At 47.3% G+C, this 23,475-nt stretch carries 23 protein-coding genes; 14 read left to right on the forward strand and 9 right to left on the reverse strand.

Going from position 1 to position 23,475, the window contains the following annotated elements; all coding sequences use genetic code 11:
* Nucleotides 1-32 precede the first annotated feature (32 nt).
* From hisC to QWY22_RS01360, 5 genes are all read left to right on the forward strand, one after another.
* Nucleotides 33-1,142 carry a histidinol-phosphate transaminase gene (hisC, locus tag QWY22_RS01340; protein ID WP_300982584.1) on the forward strand — a complete coding sequence of 370 codons (1,110 nt, stop codon included), beginning with the start codon at nt 33-35 and terminating at the stop codon, nt 1,140-1,142.
* Between the two features lie 135 nt (nt 1,143-1,277).
* A complete protein-coding gene (locus QWY22_RS01345) occupies nt 1,278-2,189 on the forward strand; it encodes an NAD(P)/FAD-dependent oxidoreductase (RefSeq protein WP_300982585.1) in 912 nt (303 codons plus the stop codon).
* A 134-nt stretch (nt 2,190-2,323) separates the two neighbouring features.
* Entirely contained in the window at nt 2,324-2,629 is a 306-nt protein-coding gene (locus QWY22_RS01350; RefSeq protein WP_300982586.1) for a hypothetical protein, read from the forward strand.
* A 62-nt stretch (nt 2,630-2,691) separates the two neighbouring features.
* Entirely contained in the window at nt 2,692-2,865 is a 174-nt protein-coding gene (locus QWY22_RS01355) for a hypothetical protein (RefSeq protein WP_300982587.1), read from the forward strand.
* 2 nt (nt 2,866-2,867) lie between these two features.
* Nucleotides 2,868-3,233 (forward strand): nuclear transport factor 2 family protein, encoded by a 366-nt coding sequence (locus tag QWY22_RS01360; protein ID WP_300982588.1) that lies wholly within the window; start codon nt 2,868-2,870, stop codon nt 3,231-3,233.
* A gap of 85 nt (nt 3,234-3,318) precedes the next feature.
* Here the strand turns inward: QWY22_RS01360 and QWY22_RS01365 are convergent, their stop codons facing one another.
* From QWY22_RS01365 to QWY22_RS01375, 3 genes are read right to left on the reverse strand one after another with little or no spacing between them, the layout of a single operon-like run.
* Nucleotides 3,319-3,891: a 5' nucleotidase, NT5C type gene (locus QWY22_RS01365; protein WP_300982589.1), complete on the reverse strand. Its 573-nt coding sequence runs from the start codon at nt 3,889-3,891 to the stop codon at nt 3,319-3,321.
* Nucleotides 3,875-4,990, reverse strand: a complete 1,116-nt coding sequence (gene ribD / locus QWY22_RS01370; RefSeq protein WP_300982590.1) for a bifunctional diaminohydroxyphosphoribosylaminopyrimidine deaminase/5-amino-6-(5-phosphoribosylamino)uracil reductase RibD — start codon at nt 4,988-4,990, stop codon at nt 3,875-3,877. Before ribD ends, QWY22_RS01365 begins: the two co-directional genes overlap by 17 nt.
* Complete coding sequence (locus QWY22_RS01375; protein WP_300982591.1) at nt 4,977-5,738, reverse strand: GTP cyclohydrolase II; 762 nt, start codon at nt 5,736-5,738, stop codon at nt 4,977-4,979. The genes ribD and QWY22_RS01375 overlap by 14 nt, the downstream gene beginning before the upstream one ends.
* 276 nt (nt 5,739-6,014) lie before the next feature.
* Between QWY22_RS01375 and QWY22_RS01380 the strand changes: the two genes are divergently transcribed.
* The 3 genes from QWY22_RS01380 to QWY22_RS01390 all read left to right on the forward strand — a co-directional run bounded on the left by QWY22_RS01380 (nt 6,015) and on the right by QWY22_RS01390 (nt 8,052).
* A complete protein-coding gene (locus QWY22_RS01380; protein ID WP_300982592.1) occupies nt 6,015-6,512 on the forward strand; it encodes a ferritin in 498 nt (165 codons plus the stop codon).
* A 62-nt stretch (nt 6,513-6,574) separates the two neighbouring features.
* Nucleotides 6,575-7,306, forward strand: coding sequence for an ABC transporter ATP-binding protein (locus tag QWY22_RS01385; protein WP_300982593.1), 732 nt, complete (start codon nt 6,575-6,577; stop codon nt 7,304-7,306).
* Nucleotides 7,303-8,052, forward strand: a complete 750-nt coding sequence (locus QWY22_RS01390; protein ID WP_300982594.1) for an ABC transporter permease — start codon at nt 7,303-7,305, stop codon at nt 8,050-8,052. Before QWY22_RS01385 ends, QWY22_RS01390 begins: the two co-directional genes overlap by 4 nt.
* A gap of 29 nt (nt 8,053-8,081) precedes the next feature.
* Here QWY22_RS01390 and QWY22_RS01395 read toward each other — a convergent pair whose 3' ends face one another.
* Complete coding sequence (locus QWY22_RS01395) at nt 8,082-9,149, reverse strand: saccharopine dehydrogenase family protein (protein WP_300982595.1); 1,068 nt, start codon at nt 9,147-9,149, stop codon at nt 8,082-8,084.
* A gap of 185 nt (nt 9,150-9,334) precedes the next feature.
* On the opposite strand from QWY22_RS01395, the gene QWY22_RS01400 reads away from it, so the two are divergent.
* The 4 genes from QWY22_RS01400 to QWY22_RS01415 all read left to right on the forward strand — a co-directional run bounded on the left by QWY22_RS01400 (nt 9,335) and on the right by QWY22_RS01415 (nt 13,937).
* Entirely contained in the window at nt 9,335-10,330 is a 996-nt protein-coding gene (locus tag QWY22_RS01400; RefSeq protein ID WP_300982596.1) for a S8 family peptidase, read from the forward strand.
* 44 nt (nt 10,331-10,374) lie between these two features.
* Nucleotides 10,375-11,799, forward strand: a complete 1,425-nt coding sequence (locus QWY22_RS01405) for an anion permease (RefSeq protein ID WP_300982597.1) — start codon at nt 10,375-10,377, stop codon at nt 11,797-11,799.
* Nucleotides 11,800-11,997: 198 nt separating this feature from the next.
* On the forward strand, nt 11,998-12,405 hold the full coding sequence (locus QWY22_RS01410) for a DUF485 domain-containing protein (RefSeq protein ID WP_367281290.1): 408 nt from the start codon (nt 11,998-12,000) through the stop codon (nt 12,403-12,405).
* Nucleotides 12,402-13,937, forward strand: coding sequence for a solute symporter family protein (locus tag QWY22_RS01415; protein ID WP_300982598.1), 1,536 nt, complete (start codon nt 12,402-12,404; stop codon nt 13,935-13,937). The genes QWY22_RS01410 and QWY22_RS01415 overlap by 4 nt, the downstream gene beginning before the upstream one ends.
* A gap of 65 nt (nt 13,938-14,002) precedes the next feature.
* Here QWY22_RS01415 and QWY22_RS01420 read toward each other — a convergent pair whose 3' ends face one another.
* The 4 genes from QWY22_RS01420 to QWY22_RS01435 all read right to left on the reverse strand — a co-directional run bounded on the left by QWY22_RS01420 (nt 14,003) and on the right by QWY22_RS01435 (nt 19,778).
* A complete protein-coding gene (locus QWY22_RS01420) occupies nt 14,003-15,724 on the reverse strand; it encodes a helix-turn-helix domain-containing protein (RefSeq protein WP_300982599.1) in 1,722 nt (573 codons plus the stop codon).
* 108 nt (nt 15,725-15,832) lie between these two features.
* Nucleotides 15,833-17,050, reverse strand: coding sequence for a M20 metallopeptidase family protein (locus QWY22_RS01425; RefSeq protein WP_300982600.1), 1,218 nt, complete (start codon nt 17,048-17,050; stop codon nt 15,833-15,835).
* Nucleotides 17,013-18,221, reverse strand: a complete 1,209-nt coding sequence (locus tag QWY22_RS01430; RefSeq protein WP_300982601.1) for a metal-dependent hydrolase family protein — start codon at nt 18,219-18,221, stop codon at nt 17,013-17,015. Before QWY22_RS01430 ends, QWY22_RS01425 begins: the two co-directional genes overlap by 38 nt.
* A gap of 12 nt (nt 18,222-18,233) precedes the next feature.
* Nucleotides 18,234-19,778 carry an AbgT family transporter gene (locus tag QWY22_RS01435; RefSeq protein WP_300982602.1) on the reverse strand — a complete coding sequence of 515 codons (1,545 nt, stop codon included), beginning with the start codon at nt 19,776-19,778 and terminating at the stop codon, nt 18,234-18,236.
* 444 nt (nt 19,779-20,222) lie between these two features.
* On the opposite strand from QWY22_RS01435, the gene coaW reads away from it, so the two are divergent.
* A complete protein-coding gene (gene coaW, locus QWY22_RS01440; RefSeq protein ID WP_300982603.1) occupies nt 20,223-21,026 on the forward strand; it encodes a type II pantothenate kinase in 804 nt (267 codons plus the stop codon).
* 31 nt (nt 21,027-21,057) lie between these two features.
* Here the strand turns inward: coaW and QWY22_RS01445 are convergent, their stop codons facing one another.
* Nucleotides 21,058-21,618 carry a nitroreductase family protein gene (locus tag QWY22_RS01445; protein ID WP_300982604.1) on the reverse strand — a complete coding sequence of 187 codons (561 nt, stop codon included), beginning with the start codon at nt 21,616-21,618 and terminating at the stop codon, nt 21,058-21,060.
* 204 nt (nt 21,619-21,822) lie between these two features.
* Here QWY22_RS01445 and QWY22_RS01450 point away from each other — a divergent pair, with 204 nt between their 5' ends.
* Nucleotides 21,823-23,217 carry a protoporphyrinogen oxidase gene (locus QWY22_RS01450; protein WP_300982605.1) on the forward strand — a complete coding sequence of 465 codons (1,395 nt, stop codon included), beginning with the start codon at nt 21,823-21,825 and terminating at the stop codon, nt 23,215-23,217.
* The last annotated feature ends 258 nt before the right edge of the window (nt 23,218-23,475 follow it).

Raw genomic sequence — 23,475 nt, forward strand, 5'->3', positions numbered from 1 at the left:
GCAATTGAAACAAACCTGTTGGAGGGACTACTATGCGAAATAATAAAAACATTCAGCCGCGCAAAACTTTGAATTCAATCCAGCCTTATTCTCCGGGCAAGCCGATATGGGAAGTGCAAAAAGAATTGGGTCTGGAGCGCGTGATTAAATTGGCTTCAAACGAAAACCCGCTTGGCCCTTCTCCAAAAGCGGTAGCAGCCATCCAGGCGAGCTTATCTGAGCTAAACCGCTACCCGGATGCAGATACTACGGCGATGAAACAATCAATCTCTGCTGCTTACGGAGTAACGCCGCAGCAAGTGATTGCGACAAACGGTGCAGATGAATTGATCACGCTTGTATCGGAAGCATTTTTGGAACAAGGCGATGAAATCATCGTGCCTTCTCCTTCTTTCAGCGAATACGATTTCGGTGCCCACATCATGGGGGCTTCTGTCGTGCCAGTGCCATTTGCCGAAAACTTCCAGTTTGATGTGGAGGCCATTATTGCAGCAGTTACGGAAAAAACAAAAATCATTTATATTTGCACACCGAACAATCCGACTGGCACCGTCATTTCCAAAACGGACATCGAAAAGCTGTTGAATGCGGTTTCCGATGTGCTGGTCGTCATTGACGGCGCATACAGCCATTTTGCAGATGCACCGGAGTACACAAATGGCATTGAGTTTGTAAACGCTGGGCATCCGGTTCTTGTTCTTCAAACTTTCTCAAAAATTTATGGCATCGCCGGCATTCGTGTAGGTTTCGGAATTGCACCAGAAGCGATCATCCAATCGATTTTGAAAGTGAAAGAACCGTTTAACGTCAATGCTTTGGCGCAAGCTGCAGCTGTTGCCGCAATTTCCGATCAGGAGCATGTGCGCGCTTCACAAGAAGCCAACAAAGCAGGGCGTGAGCAGCTTTATGCCGCGTTCACGGACCTCGGTTTAAACTACATCGAAAGCATGGCGAATTTTGTGCTTGTCCAAATAGGGGCGGAAGGCGAAGAAGTCTACAAAGCATTGATGGCGAACGGCGTAATTGTGCGCTACGGAAAAACATGGGGACTGCCGGATTATATCCGCGTTACCGTCGGAACGCCGGAAGAAAATGAATTCTTTATTAAGGTGTTAACAGGATTATTGGCAAAACAAGTATAAGATGGAGCTGCTTCCTTATGGGAAGCAGCTTTTTATTTGGGGAAATTCCTTGCGGGATGCAGTGAAAAGCGTTTATCAAAGCTGCCAAGGGGGAAGGTTTAGGGAAAAACCTACTAAACAAAGGATGGAGTTCATATGCGCTACGACTGTGTGATTGTCGGCGGAGGCCCTGCTGGATTAAATGCTGCTTTGGTACTTGGACGCTCAAGAAGAAACGTGATTCTTTTTGATGATGACAGCGGGCGCAATCTGGTGACCAGAGAATCTCACGGATTTATTACCCGCGACGGGATCAAACCGGAAGAATTTAAGCGCCTGGCACACAAGGATATTGCAAAATACGATTCGGTTGAAATAAAACAAGAACGGGTCATGTCAATCAACCGCGTTTCAGATACTCATTACGAAATCACTACCGAAGAAGGCAAAACCTATCACAGCATCAAAATTATCCTGGCAACAGGATTGCGGGAACAACAGCCCAATATTCCCGACATCGAAAAGTATTACGGAACGTCTTTGTTCAGTTGCCCTTATTGTGATGGCTGGGAATTGCGCGATCAGCCATTGGCCGTAATTGCCGATAAAAGTGTCTTTGAGTTGGCAAAAAAAGTCTATACGTGGAGCAAGGATTTGATCGTTTTTACGAACGGCGAAGGCCGGCTGGAACTGAAAGACCGGGACCGGCTGGTTGCCAAAGGCATCGGAGTTCGGGAAGAAGTCATCGACGGGCTGGAAGGCGATAACGGACAATTACGCAGCGTCAGGCTTGAAGACGGCACGCTCATTGACCGGGTGGGAGGCTTCGTGACGCCCCTATGGAGCCACAATGCCCATTTCGGGAAAGAGCTGGGCTGTGAAGAAAATGAATACGGCGGCATCAAAACCGACGAATACGGGCGCACGAATGTCTGGAATGTCTATGCTGCTGGAGACGCTTCTTTGATTGTGCCGGCCCAAGTAGTCATTGCAGCAGGAGAAGGAAGCGCAGCGGCTATCGGGGTAAACGGTGATTTAACGAATGAATACTTCGATGCGGAGGATTGAAGGGAAAGCCCAGTTGAAGGGTACAGATGGAGAGCACTAAAACAGGCCGGCTTTCCGAGCCGATTGAGGACGGAACTTTTGCTTGTTGGAATGCGGATAAGGTAAACTTGACTCAATCGCAAGTCAGGAGGCGAATGGCCGTGGACCATGCAAACTCACTATCTTCCATCACTTACATTGACACGGAGCGTTCAATCGAAGCGGGTGAGATGAAACTGGTGCACTTGGAATATCACTTGCACCTCTATGAAGATACTTTGGTGGCGCCTACCGCGAAGTATCATTTGGCGAATGTTTGGGATATTTCCTATAAATCATTTTCCGAAGAAGCAAACTTATTGTATCTGCATACGCACCGTGGAGTGATAACTTATAAAGTGTATGAAGACCCTGGCCAATTCGTGACAACTTTTAAAAAATTAAAAAATTCCAACTACTGAAGAAGACAAGCCCATCGCTTGTCTTCTTTTGTGTTAAAATTTAGAAAAAAGGGGGTTGCTTAATGGAGAACGATTACGCAATCGGTTGGGGGACACTGGCATTGATTAATGCAGGCATTGCACAGGGGAAAAATCGAAGCGGGCTCAACTGGTTTTTATTGTCTCTTTTAATGGGCCCTCTTGCTACACTGGCATTGGTCGTTTTTGAAAAATTGCCTTATGAAGGGAGCGAATGAACATGACAGAAACCATTAACGTTGCAGATGTATGGGTGGATAAAGTCAATGCGAAAGATATTGAAGGCATGCTGGAACTTTCAGACCACAATATCGAATTGATGGGCCCTAGAGGTTCAGCCGTCGGGCATGATACATTAAAGCAGTGGGCAGAGGGATCCGGCATTCGCTTAACTACTGTCACCCGCTATGCAAAAGGCGATAAAGTGGTTTTTGAACAAGAAGGCACATGGAAAGACCAAAACGGCCAAGTGACCGTGTTCACGTTTATGGAGATTAAGAACGGCAAAGTGGTACGGATTTCGAGATTCGATACGCTGGACGATGCATTTGGCGACAGTGGCTTGAATGATGAAGACAAAGTTTAAGTGAAGAAAAGTGATTCCTGCAGCCGGGGATCACTTTTTATATGCCACAAAAAAACCGGCCCATTTGCTGGCCGGTTTAACGGAATTATTTAAGTTCCTTCTGGATTAGTTCCTGTAAATCGGCCCATTGCTTAATGCGCGGCAATTCCACATGGCGATTATAGGACTGGTCTTTCACCATTACTTTCAACGACCCATGAGACAAAGTATCGACCACTGCCGGTTTGTCGTCAAAATAGTAATCGAGCTGCAGGTCTTCGATGATGTGGACCTTTTCGGCATCTTTCATGCCGCAGTAAAACCGGTCGTCGTGCACCGGGAATCCTTGTTGTTTCAGCCAGGCTTTCGTATTCTCACCGTGTTTCGCCGGACGGGCTGTTATGTAGAAAATTTCATGGCCTTCCCGGTCCAGCTGCTGGAGAAGTTCGACGGCTCCTGGATAAGTAGGGCAATCAGTGTAGTACAGTTCCTCCAACACACTGTTCCACATGTCAGAACCTTCCTTGTCGCTCATGCCGAACAGTTCATGGATTTCTACACGGTCCAGGGCATGGAACAGGTCGATGGCCACTTCACGCCCAAGTTTTCTCTGGTACAGCTCAAAAGCATATTCGCGCAAATTGATCAAAGTATCGTCAATATCAAATCCAAATCTCATCGTTAAACTCCTTTTTTACGGGATACCCAGTAAACCTGAAGTCTTTCCCGATTTTCAAAAATTCTCCGTCTTCCAGTTCCACCGCTTGTTTCATCAGCTCAAAACCGGAACCTTCAAGGAAAGTCGGTGCGTCTTTGCCCCCAATTAATTTCGGCGCAAAATACAACACCACTTTATCGATTAAACCGTTTTCCAGAAATGCGGAATTAATGGTTCCGCCGCCTTCAATAAACAGGGAAGAGATGGATTTCTCTCCTAGGATGCGGACGACGTCCGGAATATCGGTGCGCTGCTCTCCGCTGGTCTCAATAACGGTAACGCCTAATGCTTCGAGGCGGGCGCGTTTTTCAGGGTCGTACTGTTTGCTGGTGAAAATCCAGGTTTCGGCCAAATTATCCGTTACGACTTTGGCATCCAATGGAATCCGCAGCTTGGAATCCAAGACAATGCGGAGCGGATGGCGCCCGTTTGGAATCCGCGAAGTCAATTCCGGATCATCCGCAATCACTGTACCAACCCCCACTAAAATGGCCCGGTTTTCACTGCGCAGCACGTGGACATCCCGGCGTGCATCTTCTGAAGTGATCCATTTGCTGTCCAATGTATGCGAAGCAATTTTACCGTCTAAAGTAGAAGCGGCTTTCAAGATGACAAATGGCTTTTGAGTCACAATAAATTTATTAAAGACCTCATTCATCTTTCGGGATTCTTCTTCCCGAATGCCGACAAGGACTTCGATGCCGGCTTCTTCCAGCATCTTGACGCCGTTTCCGGCAACAATCGGATTGGGGTCAAGGGTGGCAATCACCACTTTTTTCAGGCCTGCTTCAATAATAGCCAGTGCGCACGGACCGGTGCGGCCATGATGGGAACATGGCTCGAGCGTAACATAAATGGTTCCGCCGCGTGCCGCTTCCCCGGCCATCCGGAGCGCATGGATTTCAGCATGGGGCTCGCCGGCTTTCAAGTGGGCGCCGATGCCGACAATGCGGTTGTCATTGACAATGACGGAACCGACAAGCGGATTGGGGTCCGTCTGGCCTTTCATTGTCTTCGCATTAGTTAATGCCAAGTCCATATAAAATTCATGGTTTGACATGAACAGCATCCCCCTCGTCTTCCAAGTGGCCGGAGCGATCGATTTTGGTCTGCAAATACTTGGCATTGTATTCCGACTCGTCGCCCCATAACGAAATGCGGCCGGCAATTTCAAGGTCTGAATTTTCCAATGCCGAAATCTTTTTTGGATTGTTTGTCATTAACGTCACTGGTTTAGTGCGCAGCGATTTCAATACGGCAATTGCATCATCGTAATTGCGGGAATCGTCGACAAAGCCGAGGCTTTCATTGGCTTCGACCGTATCATAGCCGTTTTCCTGAAGCACATACGCCATGGCTTTGCTGAACAAACCGATGCCGCGCCCTTCATGGTTCGCCAAATAGAACAAAGCGCCTGATCCGTGGTCGGCGATTTGCTGCATCGACTGCTTTAATTGGAATCCGCAGTCACAGCGTTTGCTGCCGAAAATATCGCCTGTATGGCAAATCGAATGCATGCGGATCAACGCGTCTTCGCTGTTTTCGAAATCTCCATAAACCAATACGCTTGATTGCTGGTATTCAGCCAAATTAGCAGAAGACAGCTTTTCAATGATGGTTTCGTAATCGCTCGTCACTTCATCTTGCTTTAACCAGCAATACCACTGGAACACAACGGTTTCTCCATATAAATTCACTGGCAGCCGGATGGGGCCGACTACATATATTGCTTCATCGCCCATTTGGATCAAGTCGATTTTATCTTTCAGCACTTCGAACACTTTCGGTTCAAGTTTGATTGGTGTCATTGTAATTCCCCCTGTTTGAAAAGTCTATTTAAATCATGAAGTTATTATACTACAATTAGTTACTAATAGTAAGTAATTGACTCGGAAGTTAAGCGGCTTTCAGTCATTTATTCTCTAGATAATAATTATTATCAATTACAAAATTATAATTAAGTATTTATTTGATTTTCATTCTCAATTAAAAATTATTTTCTCATGTGTTTTGCAATAGAATTTAGGGTATGGTATAGTATCTACATTAGAATGATTCTAAATAAGAAAGTGGAGGGATTTTTCATGTTACCACAAAAACTGACGATGGCATTAAATGACCAATTCAATAACGAGTTACAGGCTTCCCATTCCTATACGGCAATGGCGGCGTACTTTTCGAAAAAAGGGTATCATGGCTTCGCCAATTTCTATTTAATCCAATCGCGTGAAGAGCATCAGCATGCGATGAAGTTTTACGACTACCTCGTGACGATGGACGAAAAACCGGTGCTTCAGGCGCTCGGGGAACCTAAAAACGACTATGTGAATGCTATGGATGTTATGCAAAGTTCGCTGGCTCAGGAAAAAGATGTAACAAGCAATATCTATGCATTGGTTACACTTGCAGATGAGCTGCAGGAACATTCCACTTTATCATTCCTGGATTGGTTTATCGAAGAACAAATGGAAGAAGAGAAAATGTTCCGCGACATTATTGCACGAATGGCCCATATTGAAGAGGGCGGAGAATATTTCTTGAAAATGAACGACGATTTCGCAGAACGCAGATTGGAAAACTGATTAGTTGAAGACAGCACACGGCTGACTGTGTGCTGTTTTCTTTTTAAAAGGAAGTGAAACGAGTGTCCATTCAATATAAACCTGCAGTGCATTTTAATCATGTGAATTATTCTGCAGGCGATACACAGATATTAAAAGAGATTACTGGATCTTTTCCGGAAGGCAAAATCACCACATTAGTGGGACCTTCCGGAGCAGGGAAGACTACACTGTTGAAATTATGCAACGGCTTACTGTCAGTGGATACAGGAGAAATTTATGTAAAAGACAAGCCGATTGACAATATTGAACCTGTCGAGCTTCGCCGCCTTGTCGGCATGGCCTTGCAAAGTGCCCCGATGATCAGCGGTACAGTTTATGATAATTTAAATTTGCCGTTAGAGCTGCAGGGCAAAAAGCTGCCGGAACAAGACGCATTGGCATGGCTGCATGACGTCGGGCTGGAAGAGCAATTGATCAGCCGGAATGTAAAAGACCTGTCGGGCGGGCAGCGCCAGAAAGTTTCGATTGCCCGTACATTGGTCAACAAACCCGAAGTGCTGCTGCTGGATGAAATTACCTCCTCACTGGACCAGACTTCCTTAAAGGAAATAGAAGAGCTGATTATAAAAATCAACCGGAAATATGGCACAACGATTATTTGGATCACCCACAACCTGCAGCAAGCCATGGAGATCGGCGACTATACGTGGGTCATGATGGCCGGTGAAGTGATTGAAACCGGTAAAAGCGAATTGCTGGTCAATCCGGCGAATGACAAAGTCAAACGGTTCGTAAGGGGGAAAGCCGGATGAGTTATTTTACTTTGTCCTTAACCTTGATTTTTGTATTGATTCCACTGGTTTTATCAAAAACTTTCAACCTGGGCCTGGAAAAAGACACGCTGGTCGCTACAATCCGCTCCATTATCCAACTGCTTGCCGTCGGTTATGTGCTGAAATTCGTCTTTGAATCGGATAGCCTGATCTACATCTTCCTGATGGTCACACTGATGATCGTCGCTGCGACGCATAATGCACAGAAAAAAGGAGCCGCTATTCAAGGGATTGTCGCCAAAGTTGCCGCAACCTTAGTGTTTGTAGAAGTCTTGACCCAAAGCATTTTGATTGGCTTCGATATCACTCCGCCGACTGCGCAGTACATTATCCCGATCAGCGGGATGGTCATCGGCAACTCAATGGTATTGTCCATCTTGTTCCTTAACCGGTTTACTGCGGAAGTGGAAACGCATCAGGACCAGACCGAATTGATCTTATCGCTGGGCGGAACCCCGAAACAGGCCATCCATCGGCAATTGATCCAGTCGATCAAAGCCAGCATGATCCCGACCATCGAAAGCCAGAAAACAGTGGGGCTTGTCCAATTGCCCGGCATGATGAGTGGACAGATCATCGCAGGGGCAGACCCGATCCAGGCGGTGCAATTTCAGTTGCTGATTATGTTCCTGTTACTGACAACCGCTGCAGTCACCAGTATTCTGCTCGGATTTTTATCGTATCCGACCTTATTCAACAAACGCATGCAATTGATGAAGAGCTGAGCTGTCCATAGAGGACAGCTTTTTTTGTTTTAAAGAGCGGGATAGAAAGTATCGGCTTCAAATTTTCCGGACCCCGGCAGAGTTTCAAGGAATTCAGAACCGAATAACTGGGAAGGCGTGTAGCTGCCTCCTGCAAAATTGCCGGTTAGCACTCCGCTGACAGAAGCAAGAGCTCCGTAAACCGTTAAATTGTATACATTGGCCGTTTGAATACGGACAACTTTGACGATTCCTGCGTCATTCTTGGCTTCTCCCCAAATATAAGCGGGTGAGTTGGAGCGGAGCGTTTCGTCGGGTCCGCTTACGCGTTTTTCCACCCAATTTGCCAGCGTATCTTGCACGCGGGGAGAAGCCAGCAGCGGCTGCAAAGCATTCATTAATCCGGTGCCAGCAGCGAGCGGTTTTGGAAACGGAATCCAAGTGGTAATGTTCGGAATTTCAGTGGTATAGTACGCAGTTGCCACATCGCCCCAAGGAATTCCCATTGCCGTTCGCTTGCCGCGTCCAAAATCAATGGTCCGGCGCTGGCTGCCAATGGGCACGGACACCAGTTTACTGTCCTGCCGTTCCGCGCTGCCAGTGCCAAGCCCTTGGATCATGGTTTTATAGGTTCCTCTGGAAATGCCGGAATCCGATTCAAACCCGAGTGCCAAATGAGTGGCGTCCGGCATCAGTTCTTTAAGTTTCAGAGCCGTGCAATCCGTCGGAATGACATCGAATCCGACACCTGAGCAAAGGACCACGCCCGCCTCTTTTGCCCGTTCATGCTGGGAATGGGTATGCACGAAAACAGGGATTTCTCCAGTGATATCCATGTAGTGGGCTTTGGCAGAAAGGCAAGCTTCAATCATCAAAGCGCTCGTTTTGCTGAAGGGACCGGCGCAGTGCAGCACGGCATCCATGTCTGAAAGATGCGTTGCGGTTTTCTCATCTATTGGAAAGCTGCGCATCTGAAGATTCAGTTCAGCGGCTAAGGGTTCAAGCTTCTGGGCATTCCGTCCGGCAAGAACCGGCTTCAATCCGCGCTTTACTGCTTCACGTGCAATCAATTCACCTGTGTAACCACTAGCGCCATAAATCATCCACTTTTTCTCCATCTGATTTCCTCCTTATAATGAGTGCTAGTTTTCCAGCCATGTTTAACGTCGCAGCCGTCTAAATAGGATTAGACAATATCGTGCCACTTCCCCAGCAAAATTGCGAGCTTTTCGATTAATGTTTCCGAACAATCGAAAAGGGGCAATCTAATCACAAAAGCGACTTTTTAAAAGGGGGACTAATGATGAATAATGTCCATTTAATTCCTTATCGGCTTGAAGAAATTACTGCCGCAGCAGTACAAATTCCACCGGGAGTAGAAATGATTCAGGCACCGGCTGTCTGGGAAGAAGCAGAGCACGGAAGCGGCAATGTCCTGGCCATTTTGGATACGGGCTGCCAAGTGGATCACCCGGATTTGAAAGACCGGATTATCGATGGCAAAAATTTCACGCCGGATTTTGGCAGTGATCCAAAAAACTTTGACGACAACAATGGACATGGCACCCACGTAGCAGGAACGGCTGCCGCATCATTACGTCCAGAAGGCGGCATTGCCGGAGTGGCGCCTTCCGCCAATTTGTTGATTCTGAAAGTATTGAACGGCGAAGGCAGCGGCGATTACGCCGGCATCATCGAGGGCATCCATTACGCAATTGATTGGCAAGGCCCAAATGGAGAAAAGACAAGTGTAATCTCGATGTCGCTTGGAGGACCGGAGGATGTGCCGGAACTGCAGGCTGCGGTGAAACGGGCAGTGGATGCCGGGATACCTGTCGTTTGTGCAGCAGGCAATGAAGGCGATGACAGTCCGTCCACTGATGAGACGGCGTATCCCGGAGCTTACCCAGAAGTCATTCAAGTAGGGGCAGTCGATTTTAACCGAAAATTGGCACCGTTTAGCAATACCAATGACGAAATTGATCTGGTGGCACCGGGAGTCCGCATTTACTCGACGTATCCTGGCGGCAAATACGCCACATTGTCAGGAACTTCGATGGCAACGCCTCACGTAACGGGAGCTTTGGCTTTGGTGAAAAATATAGCGGAAAAAGAGTTTGCAAGAAAGCTGACGGAAGCGGAACTGTACGCTCAGCTGGTGCGTCGGACCGTACCGATCGGCTATCCGAAATCTGCGGAAGGAAACGGGCTTCTGGCCTTGGATGCCTTAAATAATTTTGAGCGCATGGTCGAGCTGATGAATTCATTCAACCGCTCTGGAGAATGGGAAAACGAATGAAGCTCTGCTAAAGGCAGGGGATGCTTCCGGAAAGGAGGAGAAGAATGGCTGCTGAAAAACAGGGAGAAGTAAATTGGAAATCGCTGTTGCTTTGTGTCGCCTTGGGTTTGGTTTTATGGTTCATCCCTGCACCTTCTGGACTGGCGACGGACGCGTGGCATTTGTTCAGTATTTTTGTGGCGACGATTGTGGCATTGGTGATTAAACCGGTGCCTATGGGAAGCACGGCAATCCTTGCACTGACCCTTATCGTGTTAACCAACATCCTGACCTTGGAACAGTCGTTAAGCGGATTTCAAAATACGACCATCTGGCTGATTGTTATTGCTTTTTTCATTTCCCGGGGATTTATCAAAACCGGGTTAGGAACACGGATTTCGTATATTTTTGTCCGGTTGTTCGGCAAAAAAACGCTGGGGCTGTCTTATTCGATGCTGCTGAGTGACTTGATACTGGCCCCGGCAATGCCCTCCAATACAGCACGAGCTGGCGGAATCATTTTTCCGATTATCCGTTCGCTTTCAGAAACATACGGATCGAGAGTAGGAGACGGGACAAAGCGGCGCGTCGGAGCTTTTTTGGTCAAAGTCTCTTTTCAAGGAGACATGATTACCTCTGCCATGTTTGTGACGGCAATGGCAGCGAACCCGCTGGCTGTTCAGATTACCCAGGAAATCACCGGTGAGACCATTACTTGGGGCGGTTGGGCGCTTGCGGCACTCGTACCCGGGTTGATTAGTCTGGCCCTTATACCTTTTGTGATTTATAAACTGTATCCGCCCGAATTGAAGGAAACCCCGGAAGCCTCTTCGATTGCGACGGAGAAATTGAAGGAAATGGGTCCGTTGAAAAAAGAAGAGCGCTATATGATCGGGGTATTCGTACTTCTTTTGGCCCTTTGGATTTTTGGCGGGAATTTTGGCGTCGATGCGACGACGAGTGCTTTTATCGGGCTTTGTGTGCTGCTGCTCAGCGGAGTTTTGACGTGGTCCGATATTAAGAAAGAACAAGGTGCCTGGGATACGCTCGTATGGTTTGCGGTTCTGGTCATGATGGCCACGTATTTGAATGAACTAGGCATGATTCCGTGGTTCAGCGAGCTGATGGGGAATGCCGTCGGCCAATTGTCCTGGACATTAACCTTGGTAATCCTTGCGATTGTTTATTTTTATTCACATTACTTTTTTGCCAGCAATACTGCGCATGTCAGTGCAATGTATGCGGCGTTTTTATCGGTCATCGTCGCTTCAGGTGCGCCGCCGCTGCTGTCTGCCTTGATTCTAGCATTTTTCTCAAACTTGTTCAGCTGTTTGACGCATTACGGCGCCGGTCCGGCACCGGTCTTTTTTGGAAGCGGCTATGTCAGCCAGCAGAAATGGTGGATGCTTGGGTTTATCATTTCAATCATTCACATTATCGTCTGGTTCGGTGCCGGTGGTCTCTGGTGGAAAGTGCTTGGACTCTGGTAACTGGACAAAATTCTAATTGATAACAATCAAGAACCTTTATCTCTGGCGAAAAGAGATAAAGGTTCTTTTTGCGAAAAAGAATGTCCGAAAAACAGGACTTTATGCCACTTTATGGATATCCTTTATTGACGCACCCCCACTTAAGTGTTTTAATTATTTTTAGATTCAGAAAAATATAAATTCAAAGGGGTGTTGAATTTGGCGAAGACGATAGCTGGCAGTGAAAAAACCATTGCCCATCCAAATGGGAATGAGCGGCAGCATGCTGTTAGGGAAGAAAGACCGGAAGGGCATATTCCAGACTTTCAGGCAATTGAAGAATCAGCAGGATTTAGAGAGTTAATGCGCAGGAAAAAAGCTTTTTTGGTTCCGACGACGGTCTTATTTTTAGGGTTGTATCTACTGTTTAATGTCATTATTTCGTATACGAATTTATTGGACGCGACGTTTATTGGGGACATCTCCTGGGTTTGGGTATTTGCGTTCGGACTTTTTGCGATGACCTGGATCCTTGTAACCGTTTACATGAAGCGGGCGGCGAAATTTGATGAAATGGCCCGGGAAACATTAGTCGAATTCAATTACGACAAGGAGGAAAATCGATGAATGCTACAGTAATTATTATCTTTTTAGTCATCGTAGCCATGACCCTTGTCATCACTTATTTTGCGGCGAAGCGGACGAATACGACGAGTGATTTTTACACGGCGGGCGGCGGTTTGACGGGCTGGCAAAACGGAATGGCCATTGCGGGGGATTATCTGTCTGCGGCTTCGTTCTTAGGAATCGCCGGTTCGATAGCGCTATTCGGATTTGACGGCTTCCTATTCTCGATCGGTTACCTAGTCGCTTATTTGGTAGTGTTGTTCGTAGTTGCAGAACCTCTCCGGAACCTCGGGAAATTTACATTGGCGGATATGATCAATGCCCGCTTTAACGCGAAAAAAGTCCGCGGTGCGGCAGCGTTAAGTTCCATCACAATCGTTATTTTCTATATGATCGCCCAGCTTGTAGGCGCAGGCGCGCTTATTCAATTGCTGTTTGGAATCGATTATTTATGGGCGGTCCTGCTTGTCGGAATTATGATGACCATCTACGTACTGTTCGGCGGTATGACAGCAACCAGCTGGGTTCAAATCATCAAAGCCGTGCTATTGATGGTCGGTACAGTTATCTTGTCCTTCCTTGTGCTGCAGCGTTTTGACTTCAGCATCCTGGAAATGTTCGCACAAGTAAAAACAGCAACGCCGCATGGCGAAGCTTTCTTAAACCCAGGGGTAAAATACAAAATTCCACTGGATACGATTTCCTTAATGCTTGCATTAGTGCTTGGTACGGCAGGCCTTCCGCACATCTTGATGCGTTTCTTCACTGTTAGAGATGCTAAAACTGCGAGAAGTTCTGTTATGTGGGCTACCTGGATTGTCGGGATTTTCTACGTCATGACCATCTTCCTTGGATTTGGAGCAGCAGCATTTGTTGGGTCTGAAACCATCATCAGCACGAACCCGGCCGGAAATATGGCGGCGCCGCTGCTTGCCCAGGCATTGGGCGGCGACATTCTGATGTCGTTCATTTCCGCAGTGGCCTTTGCAACCATCTTAGCGGTTGTGGCCGGTCTGGTATTATCAGGAGCCTCTGCATTTGCCCATGACATCTATGGCCAAATCATCAAAAAAGGAAAAGCGACAGAGCGCCAGCAAATGCTGGCTGCCCGCTACGCATCAGTTGGTGTAGCAGTTCTATCCATCACATTGGCTATTTTTGCTCAAAGCTTGAACGTTGCCTTTCTCGTGTCCTTGGCGTTCTGTATTGCCGCGAGTGCAAACTTGCCGGTAATCGTCTACACGATTTTCTGGAAGAAGTTCAATACAACTGGAGCGGTTTCGGCTATCTTTACGGGTTTGATTTCTGCCTTGGTTCTGGTGTCAATCAGCCCAAGTGTGATGAATCCGGAAGCGGGAGCGGCCATTATAACCGGCAATCCAATCTTCCCGTTGACCAATCCGGCGATTGTTTCCATTCCATTGGGCTTTATCGGAGGACTCATCGGAACGCTTTTATCTAAAGAAAGCGACGCTAAAAAATACGCAGAAGTCAAAGTTCGTGCCAATACAGGCGGATTCAGACAATTGTAAGCTTCATAATGAAAAGCAAAAAACCGGTTTCCTGATTCTCAGGAGCCGGTTTTTTGTGGTACGTGTCATTCCGCTGAATTTCTGAGCAACTTGCAAGCCAGTTGAAGATTCAATAAGTCGTCTGGATTTTGCAAATCGGTATGAAGCAAGTCGGCAATTTTTTTTAGCCGGTAATGCAAGGTGTTTAAATGGATGTGCAATTCCTTAGCGGCTTGTCCGGGATGCTGGATATATTGCGTGTAAACCATCAAGGTCTTCAGCAATTCCGCGTCTTTTCCGCGGTCATGCTCCATGATAGGGCCAAGAGCCGCTGATACAAAGCCGTTGATGTCTTTGTCCTTATTGGCGATCAAGAGGCTCTCAAAACCAAGAGATTGGCTATTGACCACATTTTCTTTCATCTGGGTGGTTCGCATAAACCGAAGGACTTTCAATGAATCTTCGATGGAAGAAGGAAGGTCCTCGATGTTGTGCACGCATGGGCCGACGCCGAATTTTAAACAGGCTTCGAGTTGCTGCTGGTCAATAAATTTCTGCAGTTCTGCAGCCAGGCGTTTTACTTTTTCAAACTGCACATCTTTTGCGATGCCTTTGCGCGTGGAAAGCAGAAAGATATAATGCTGCTGTTTTTGGACCACAAGGCTGCCCGGAAAGCGTTGGTTCACTTCTACTTGGAACAGGTGCGTAAGTTCTCGTTTGTACAGCAAATCAGCCATCGAATTGTCATGTGCGGAAACGGCAGCTTCCACCGCGACTGGCAGAAAGTGGTTGTCGATATCCAAGCCGAGCCTCTTGGCGCGTTTGATGAAATTTTCCGTCAGCATGCCGTTCAGCAAGTCGTCCATCAATTCGGCTTTAAAGCGGTGTTCCGCTTCGCGTAGTGCGGCTTCCCGGTTGATTTCCAAAGTGAAATACAAAATGCTTTGCTGAATAAAGTAAAGGTCGGTATCCGTGATTTTTTCACCAGACCCTTTTAAGACAAACAGTTTGCCGAGGAGCAAGCGGCCGCTGCGGATGGGAAATTCCTGAACAGCCAAGCCATCTGGTTGATTGCCCATCTGCAAATATTCTCCGTAAATGGTCAACAGCGATAGCGGTTTTTGGATTTGGACGGATAATTGCTTGAGCATATCGCTTAACCCGACGCCGTCGTTCATTTTCAACAGCAATTGCTGCTGGTAACTGATAATTTGTTCAAATTCTTCATTTTTCTTTTTTAAATCTTCATGAAGCCGGGCTTTGGATAAGGCGATGGCCGCTTGTCCGGCAATGGCTTGAAGAAGCCGCAAATCCTTGTCGGTAAACGTTCCGCCATCGGCAAAGCCATTGAGTGTAATGACGCCGATGCACTCGTCATTTTCTGTCACGAGCGGCACACACATGGCGCGCAATGCATTTTGCCCTTTATGCTGGGCAATGGATTCTTCAAGCAATTGGCGGTTCCGGACCGTCATCGTTTCGGTTTCGACAGGAAGGCCTTGAGGAGAATTGATGAGGACGGGTTCGCGTGTTGAAAAACATTTTCCGGTAAACGATTCATTTGCATCCAGGCTGATGTTTTCGACTACATGGGTGAAATTTACATAAGAAAGGCAAACAAGCTTTTGGATTTCATCATCATATAAAAACAAGACGCCGCCATCGGCATCTGGTACGGCTTGAATGGATTCTTTTAAAGTGAGCTGGAACAACTCATTTAGATTGAGCGTGGAGTTAACCGCTTCGGCTACTTTGATCAAAGCTTCCATTTGGGAATGGGAAAAGGTTTTCTGCAGGAGCCGGGGCATTGGATCATCCTCCTTTTTTTCAAACCATTTTAACACATGGAAACAAATTAAAAATAAAAAATTCAAAAAATAAAAAGCGATTCCTAAAAGAATCGCTTTTATTTCCAATTATTTGGTTTCGTTGTATTCGAACAAAATAGCGGCGAAAGACTTAGCGGTGCTCAGCATCGCTTTTTCATCAAAATCGAACATGGCGTGGTGGTGAGGATATACTTCCAGTTCGTTTTCGCGCTGGGCACCCGCAAAAATAAAGCTTCCTGGGACATGCTGTGTGTAGTAGGAAAAATCTTCTCCTGGCATTACGGAAGGGGTTTCAGCGACGGCTTCTGTTCCCAGCACCCGCTCGATGGCCCGTTTGGCAAGCTGCGTTTCTGCCGGATGGTTCCAGAGGGCATCATAACCTTTATCAATCACCACATCAGCTTGTGCACCCAGTGCCTGTGCAACTTGTGTAGCAATACCGGTTAAGCGCTCTGCAGCAAGCGTGCGCACTTCCGGTTCGTAAGAACGGATGGTTCCGGTCATCACGGCTTCTGTCGGAATGACGTTATTCGCCTTGCCGCTGTTAATGGAACCGACTGAAATCACCAATTGCTTTAAAGGGTCTGTGTTGCGGCTGACAATGCTCTGAAGAGCGGTGACGATATGGGAAGCGGTCACGATCGGATCGACTGTTTCGTGTGGAATCGCTCCGTGGCCGCCTTTGCCGTTTATGGTGATCGTGAAAGTATCGACCGCTGCCTGGATAAATCCTTCTTTATAAAAGATGACACCGGCCGGCATGGTGCTTTGCAGGTGGCAGCCATAAACGGCATCCACTCCGTCAAGGCAGCCATCAGCGATCATCCCCTGAGCGCCTCCTGGATATTCTTCTTCACCAAACTGATGGATAAAAACCACGTTGTGGCGGATGTGCTCGGCATTGTTCACCAGACTTTTAGCAAAAACCATCAGTGCTGCAGTGTGGCCATCGTGGCCGCAAGCGTGCATCACATTCGGCACGGTGGATTTATACGGAACTTCTTTTTGGTCTTGAATCGGCAACGCATCAAAATCTGCACGGAAAGCAATGGTTTTAAGTGGATCTTGCGCTTCGAACTTCGCTACAACACCTCGTCCGCCAACGCCTTCGCGCACTTCAAGGCCGAGCTCCCGGTAATAATCCGCAATGTATTTCGGTGTTGCTACTTCCTGATGAGATAGTTCAGGATGCTGGTGCAAATGACGGCGTATCGCCACCATAGCTGGGAATAATGTATCCAGCTCCGTACAAACTTCTTCCAAGCCTTTATTTTGTATAGACAGATTCTTCGTTTGGATGGCCATGGACGAGATTTCCTCCTTTATAAACAGCATTAACGCTGCGGAATGCTGAAATATTGTCTTCAGGATCTTCTGAAAGAACGATAAAGTCAGCAACTTTTCCTTTTTCTAAGGAACCGGTTTGGTCTTGGACGTTCAAGGCGCTAGCCGCCTGATAAGTCGCGGACGTGATGATGTCCCGGATCGGCATGCCACATTCATGCATCAATTCCAATTCTTTTGCAAAGTCGCCGTGCAGATTGAACGGAGTCCCGGCATCTGTACCAGCCGCAATTTTAACTCCTGCTTTGACCGCTTTGCGGAAACTTTCCTGATGGGCATCCAGACAGAAAATGGCTTTTTTGACTGCATGCGGCGGAATCGCGCCGGAATCAGCATTTTGCACAATATAATAAGGCGCGGCAAGCGTCGGCACCAGGACAGTGCCGTATTCGATCATCAGCTCGATTGTTTCGTCATCCAGGAAAATTCCGTGCTCAATTGTCGTGATGCCGGCACGTACCGCATTCTGGATGCCTTGCGTCCCTTGTGCGTGGGAAGCGGTTGTTTTTCCGGCATGCAAGGCTTCTTCGACCGCTGCCCGCATTTCTTTTTCCGATAGCTGCGGAGAACCGGGGTCCACGCCTGGTGTCATGACACCGCCTGTTGCCATCAGCTTCAGAACGTCTGCCCCTTGTTTTAAGGTTTGGCGTGCAACTTTTCGGACTTCATCTTCCCCGTCTGCTTCTGATGCCATTGGGTAGCCGTGGCCGCCGGTCATGACGATCGGTTGGCCAGACCCGTAAACAGTGGGCCCTGTAAGAAGGCCGGCGTTGACGGCATTTCGATAAGCAAGGTCGACATGCCATTTCGACCCGAGATTTCTCACGCTAGTGACCCCTGACTGCAGCTGTTTCAGCGCATTTGCCTGATGGCGAAAAGCAGAAGAGGCTTGAGTTTCTTTTGCCATTTCAGCAAATGGATCGGCATCGCCGTCCATCCCGAGGTGAATATGCATGTCGAATAGTCCGGGCAAAATAATTTTGCCTTGCCCATCGATGGTTTCAGAAGCTGCCATTTGGACAGCTTCTTGCCCCGTTGCAACGATTTTTCCATCTTCAACTACGATGGCGGATTGCGTCAGTTTTTCTCCAGTACCGGTGTATAACGTGATATTTTCCCATTTTAAAGTCATAAATATTCCTCCTTATTGTGGTAAGTGAATTCCGCCCCCAGGTCCGAGCGGCAGGCCGAGCAAGAACCAGATAACGAACAAGATAATCCAGAAAATCGCAAATGCGATGGAATATGGGAGCAGGGAAGCGAGCAATGTCCCCATCCCGATATTCTTGTCGTATTTTTTGGCGAACGTCAGCAAGATGGCAAAGTACGCAAGCATCGGTGTGATTGGGTTGGTAATGGAATCTGCAATGCGGTAAGCCACTTGTGTAACTGCCGGGTCGTAGCCAAGAAGCATAAACATCGGTACAAACACCGGTGCAAGGAGCGCCCATTTAGCGGAAGCGCTGGCAATCAGCAAGTTGATTAAAGCGGCAATGACGATAAAGCCCAAGATAAGCGGAAGCCCTTCAAACCCAATTCCTTTCAAGAAGCCGGCGCCTTCAATGGCAATGATTGGACCAAGGTTGCTCATGCCAAAGAACGCAATCATTTGAGCAGCAACGAACGCCAAAACGATATAGCCACCCATTCCCGACATCGCTTTTGTTAAATGTTCGGCAACGTCTTTATCGTTTTTCAAAACCTTGGCACCAAAACCGTAGGCAAGAGCAGGCAACAAGAAAGCAAATAGCATAATCGGCACGATGCCGGTCATAAACGGAGAAACAATAACACCGCCAGTTTCCTGGTTGCGCAAAATTGCATTTTCCGGAAGAACGAGCAGCAAGATCACAATTGTGTAAAGTGCCAGAGCAATCGCCGCCCACAGGAGGCCACGCTTTTCTTCGGGTGTTGCTTTTTCCAGTTTTTCAACCGTTCCTGTATAGGTGCCTAGGCGGGGCTCGGTAATTTTCGTCGTTACAAACATCGCTACCGGAATAATCACGAAAGTGGAAGCGATCATGAAATACCAGTTGATAGCGGGATTGGCGACGTAGTTAGGGTCAATCAAGTTGGCACCGGCCTGCGTGAATCCGGCTAATAAGGGATCCAGCATGCTGACAAGCAAGTTGGCGCTGAAGGCGCCGGTAACCGTTGCGTATCCTGCAACCAGGCCAGCGATCGGATTGCGTCCGAGTGCTGCAAAAATCATGGCAGCGATTGGCGGCAACACGACTTGCGCTGCATCAGCGGCTGTATTTCCAAGAACAGCGATCAATAAAATCGTCGGCAAAATAATTTTCGTCGGAGCATTTAAAATCGTCGTTTTCATAAACGTTGTAACAAGGCCGGTCGATTCGGCAAGGCCGACGCCAAGCATAACGACAAGCACAAGTCCAAGAGGAGGAAAGCCGGTGAAGTTCGGCACCAAGGTTTCAACAATGGACCGGATGCCGGCACCGTTGAGCAAATTGACGACTTGGATTTCTTCGCCTGTTCCAGGGTGAACCGACTTGACGCCAAGAGAGGCAAAAATGGCAGAAGCAACTAAAATGATGAGAGTGAAGGCAGCAAACAGCGTTACCGGATCTGGGAGTTTATTTCCGTAAATTTCTACTTTGTTTAATAACTTCTGAAACAAGCTTGGTTTTTCTGCTCTCGCAGCATTAGCTTCTACAATCTTGCTCATACATCCACTCCCTTTAGTTTGAATTATTAAAATATTATTACTTTAAGCAATTAAACTATATAGGAGAGTCCACAAAAAGAAGAATAAAACTTTGTGGATTGTCATGAAATCTGTTTGTTTTAATAAAAGCTGGGGTAAAAGAAACGCTTGTTAGCCCGCCAATCAGGGAACTGAAAATTAGAATTTAATAGAATGGGCAGTCGGTGTACTGATTGAATGGCGGCCGAAATAAAAAAGATGCCCACATAATGGACATCTTTATTATTCATTTAAAATGATTCTTCCGTCTACTTTCCAAAATATGAAAAGGCTCATTCTATTCACAGGTGCCGGACGTGCTTCTAGTAATCTAATGGAAAACTGTCCCAATCTATAAAGGATTATGGTAGAATTTCTTCGTATGTGTATAATTACTACTGGTATTCAGAAAGAGCAGGTGCAGAAATGATTGTCGGGATCGATGCAGGCGGGACCTTAATCAAAGTGGCATATACCGAAAACGGTTCACTCCATTTTACAAAGTACCCAATTGCCGAAATAGAGCGGGTTGCCACTTGGATAAACGAGCTGGAGAATCCCGTGATTTGTGTAACCGGCGGTAAATCGGGTGTACTCCGTTCGCTATTAAATAAAAATTCAAAGGAAATGGTGGAATTTGAAGCCACGCATCGCGGCGTCCAATTCCTGCTGGACCGGATGGGGCGGGCAGAAGATGTATATGTCGTGACCAATGTCGGAACAGGCACGTCCATCCATTGCATCCAAAACAATATGCAGGAACGCCTCGGCGGTACAGGAGTCGGCGGTGGAACTTTGGTGGGGTTAAGCCATCTGCTGACAGGGGTTACGGATTATGAAGAAATTGTCGAATTGGCAAGCAAAGGTTCGAGAGACCGCATCGATTTGAAAGTAAAGCATATTTACGAAGGCAAAAAACCGCCGATTCCCGGTGAACTGACTGCCAGTAATTTCGGCAATGATTTATTTGCTGTTGCCGGGGAACTATCAAAAGAAGAACTGTTGTCAACAGTGGTCGGCCTGGTCGGCGAAACGGTCAGCACGGTAAGTGTCTTGGCGGCTCGCCAGTGTTCCAGTTCAACCATTATTTACATCGGCTCGTCGTTCATCCATAATCCACTGTTAAAAGAAGTGGTGGAAAGCTACACAATTTTACGCGGAGCGACACCGCTATTTTTGGAGAACGGCGAGTTTTCCGGAGCAGTCGGCGCTATGATCAGTTTAAAATAAAAAAAGATGGCGCTTCCGGCGCCATCTTTTTTTATTCGTTGATAATGATTAATTTTTCCCGGATGTCTGTCCGTTCCCTTTTTTCCGGTACATGCATCGGGTAGCCGATCATCATGGTTGCTACAATCTTTTCGCCAGGCTTAACGCCAATGGCTTCGCGGAATACGGGATCGTAAATCCAGTCATTCGAGCGCCAGATCATCCCGATGCCGCGTGCCCAGGCAGCGAGCTGGAAGTTCTGCAGCAGCGACGAAATCGCACCGTAGTCTTCGTCCCAGCGTCTTTGGCGCGGGTCTTCCGGCATGATCACCACCAAATGCAAGGGAATGTCGCGGAAGTACTGTGCTTTGTTCAAGACTTTTTGCGGAACGGCACCGTCTTCTTTTGGCATGGCATCGATAAAAGCCTGCACAAATTTCTCTTTGCCGTCGCCCGTATATAATTGGAAACGCCAAGGCTGATTTACTTTATGGTTGGGCGCCCATTTTGCCACATTCAGCAATTCAATGATTTCTTCAATATCCACCGGGTCTTTTTTGAATTTTTTGATGGTCCGGCGCTCTAAAATATTTTGATCTATTGGGGTCAGCATCTGTCTCTCTCCTTTATACAAATGATAAAGCTTCTCATTCAATCAAACCAGAACGGACAAGAAAACGCAATCAAGTGCTCTTTTATTGCCTGGGAAATAAAATAAAGGAGAGCCCAGGCAAGCGTATCAAAACTGACATAATATCGCCTGCTTTCAATCTAGTTTGTTGGTAAAATGAAGACAACAGTAAGGAGTGGATAAGGAATGGCAACAGTAGCAGTGGTAGGCGGAGGCATTACAGGACTTTCTGCGATGCATTATTTGCAGCAACTAAAAAAACAACAGAACCTTGATTTGGAACTGGTATTAATTGAGCGGGATACAGAACTGGGCGGGAAAATCCGAACGGTAAAGAATGCCGAATTCATCATGGAAACCGGCGCGGATTCGATTGTTGCCCGCCATGCCAGCGTTATGCCGCTGATTGAAGAGTTGGATCTGCAGGAGCGGGTCGTCTATAATGGCACGGGCATTTCCTATCTATATGCCAATAATCAACTGCATGCTATTCCGGCCGATACGGTATTTGGCATTCCGATGGATGAAAAAGCTCTTTTCAGTTCAACGCTAGTGTCGGAAGAAGGGAAACGAGCGGCGCTGCGGGACTTTCAAACAAAGAATGAGACTTTCACGCGCGACAGTTCGATCGGAGAGTTCCTTGAGGCGTTTCTTGGCAAAGAACTTGTAGACAATCAGATTGCACCGGTGCTGTCAGGCGTTTATTCCGGAAATCTGCATGAATTGACGCTGGCTTCCACGCTGCCATATTTGGTCGATTACAAAAACAAATACGGCAGCATCATCAAAGGGCTTGAAGCGAATAAACAGCATTTCCAGGGAGCGGCGAATAAGAAATTCATTTCGTTCGACGGGGGCATGGCGGTGTTGATTGACCGGCTGGAAGAAAAGTTGGATGAAGCAACGATCATAAAAGGAATGGCTACCGAAGCGGTGGTGAAAACAGATGGCGGTTATGCAGTGGAAATGGCCGATGAATCATCGGTGTTGGCCGATTACGTCATTTTGGCAACGCCTCACGAGGCAGCAGAGAATCTGCTGAAGGAAAAAGCGCTGGAACCCGAATTCAGCCAGCTGTTGAACTCTTCGTTAATCAGTGTCTATTTTGGGTTTGACTTGCCGGATGCGCAACTGCCTGCAGACGGCACCGGTTTTATCGTATCCCAGGATACGGATTTAATGTGCAATGCCTGCACGTGGACGAGCCGCAAGTGGAGCCATACTTCCCGCAACGGAAACTTGCTCGTTCGATTGTTTTATAAAAGCTCGAATCCGTCGTACAGCCAATTAAAGGATTTATCGGAAAGCGAACTGGCAGAAGCAGCTTTGTCCGATATCCAAAAAAGCTTGGGAATTGACGCCAAACCCGTATCGGTTGAAGTGACCGGCTGGAAAAACTTGATGCCGAACTACACGATGCAGCACAAGGCAGCTGTTTCTGGGCTGGAAGAAAAAATGGCTGAACTTGTGCCGAATGTGAAGCTGGCGGGTGCTTCATTTTACGGCGTCGGCATCGGCGCCTGCATCCAAAACGGCAAAGATTTGGCTATGGAGATTGCAGCAAGCATAAAAGGTGAATGAAAACGGGAGAGCGGCCAAGGGGCTGCTCTCTTTTTTGGTTTTTGAGCAACTTTGGTGTGGATACGAGCAACTTTAGGGTGGATACGAGCAAGACCGGATGAAATACGAGCGGCTTCAGAGCATATACGAGCAAGCCGCCCACTTATGCCCAAGTCAAAGGGGAATATGCCCAACTTCCATTCGAATATGCCCACTTCACTGCCGATACGCCCAACTTTCCAAATCAACAAAAAAACAGCCATCCCAAAAGGGACAGCT

The organism is Planococcus liqunii (assembly GCF_030413595.1).
GTDB classification, from domain to species: Bacteria; Bacillota; Bacilli; order Bacillales_A; family Planococcaceae; genus Planococcus; species Planococcus liqunii.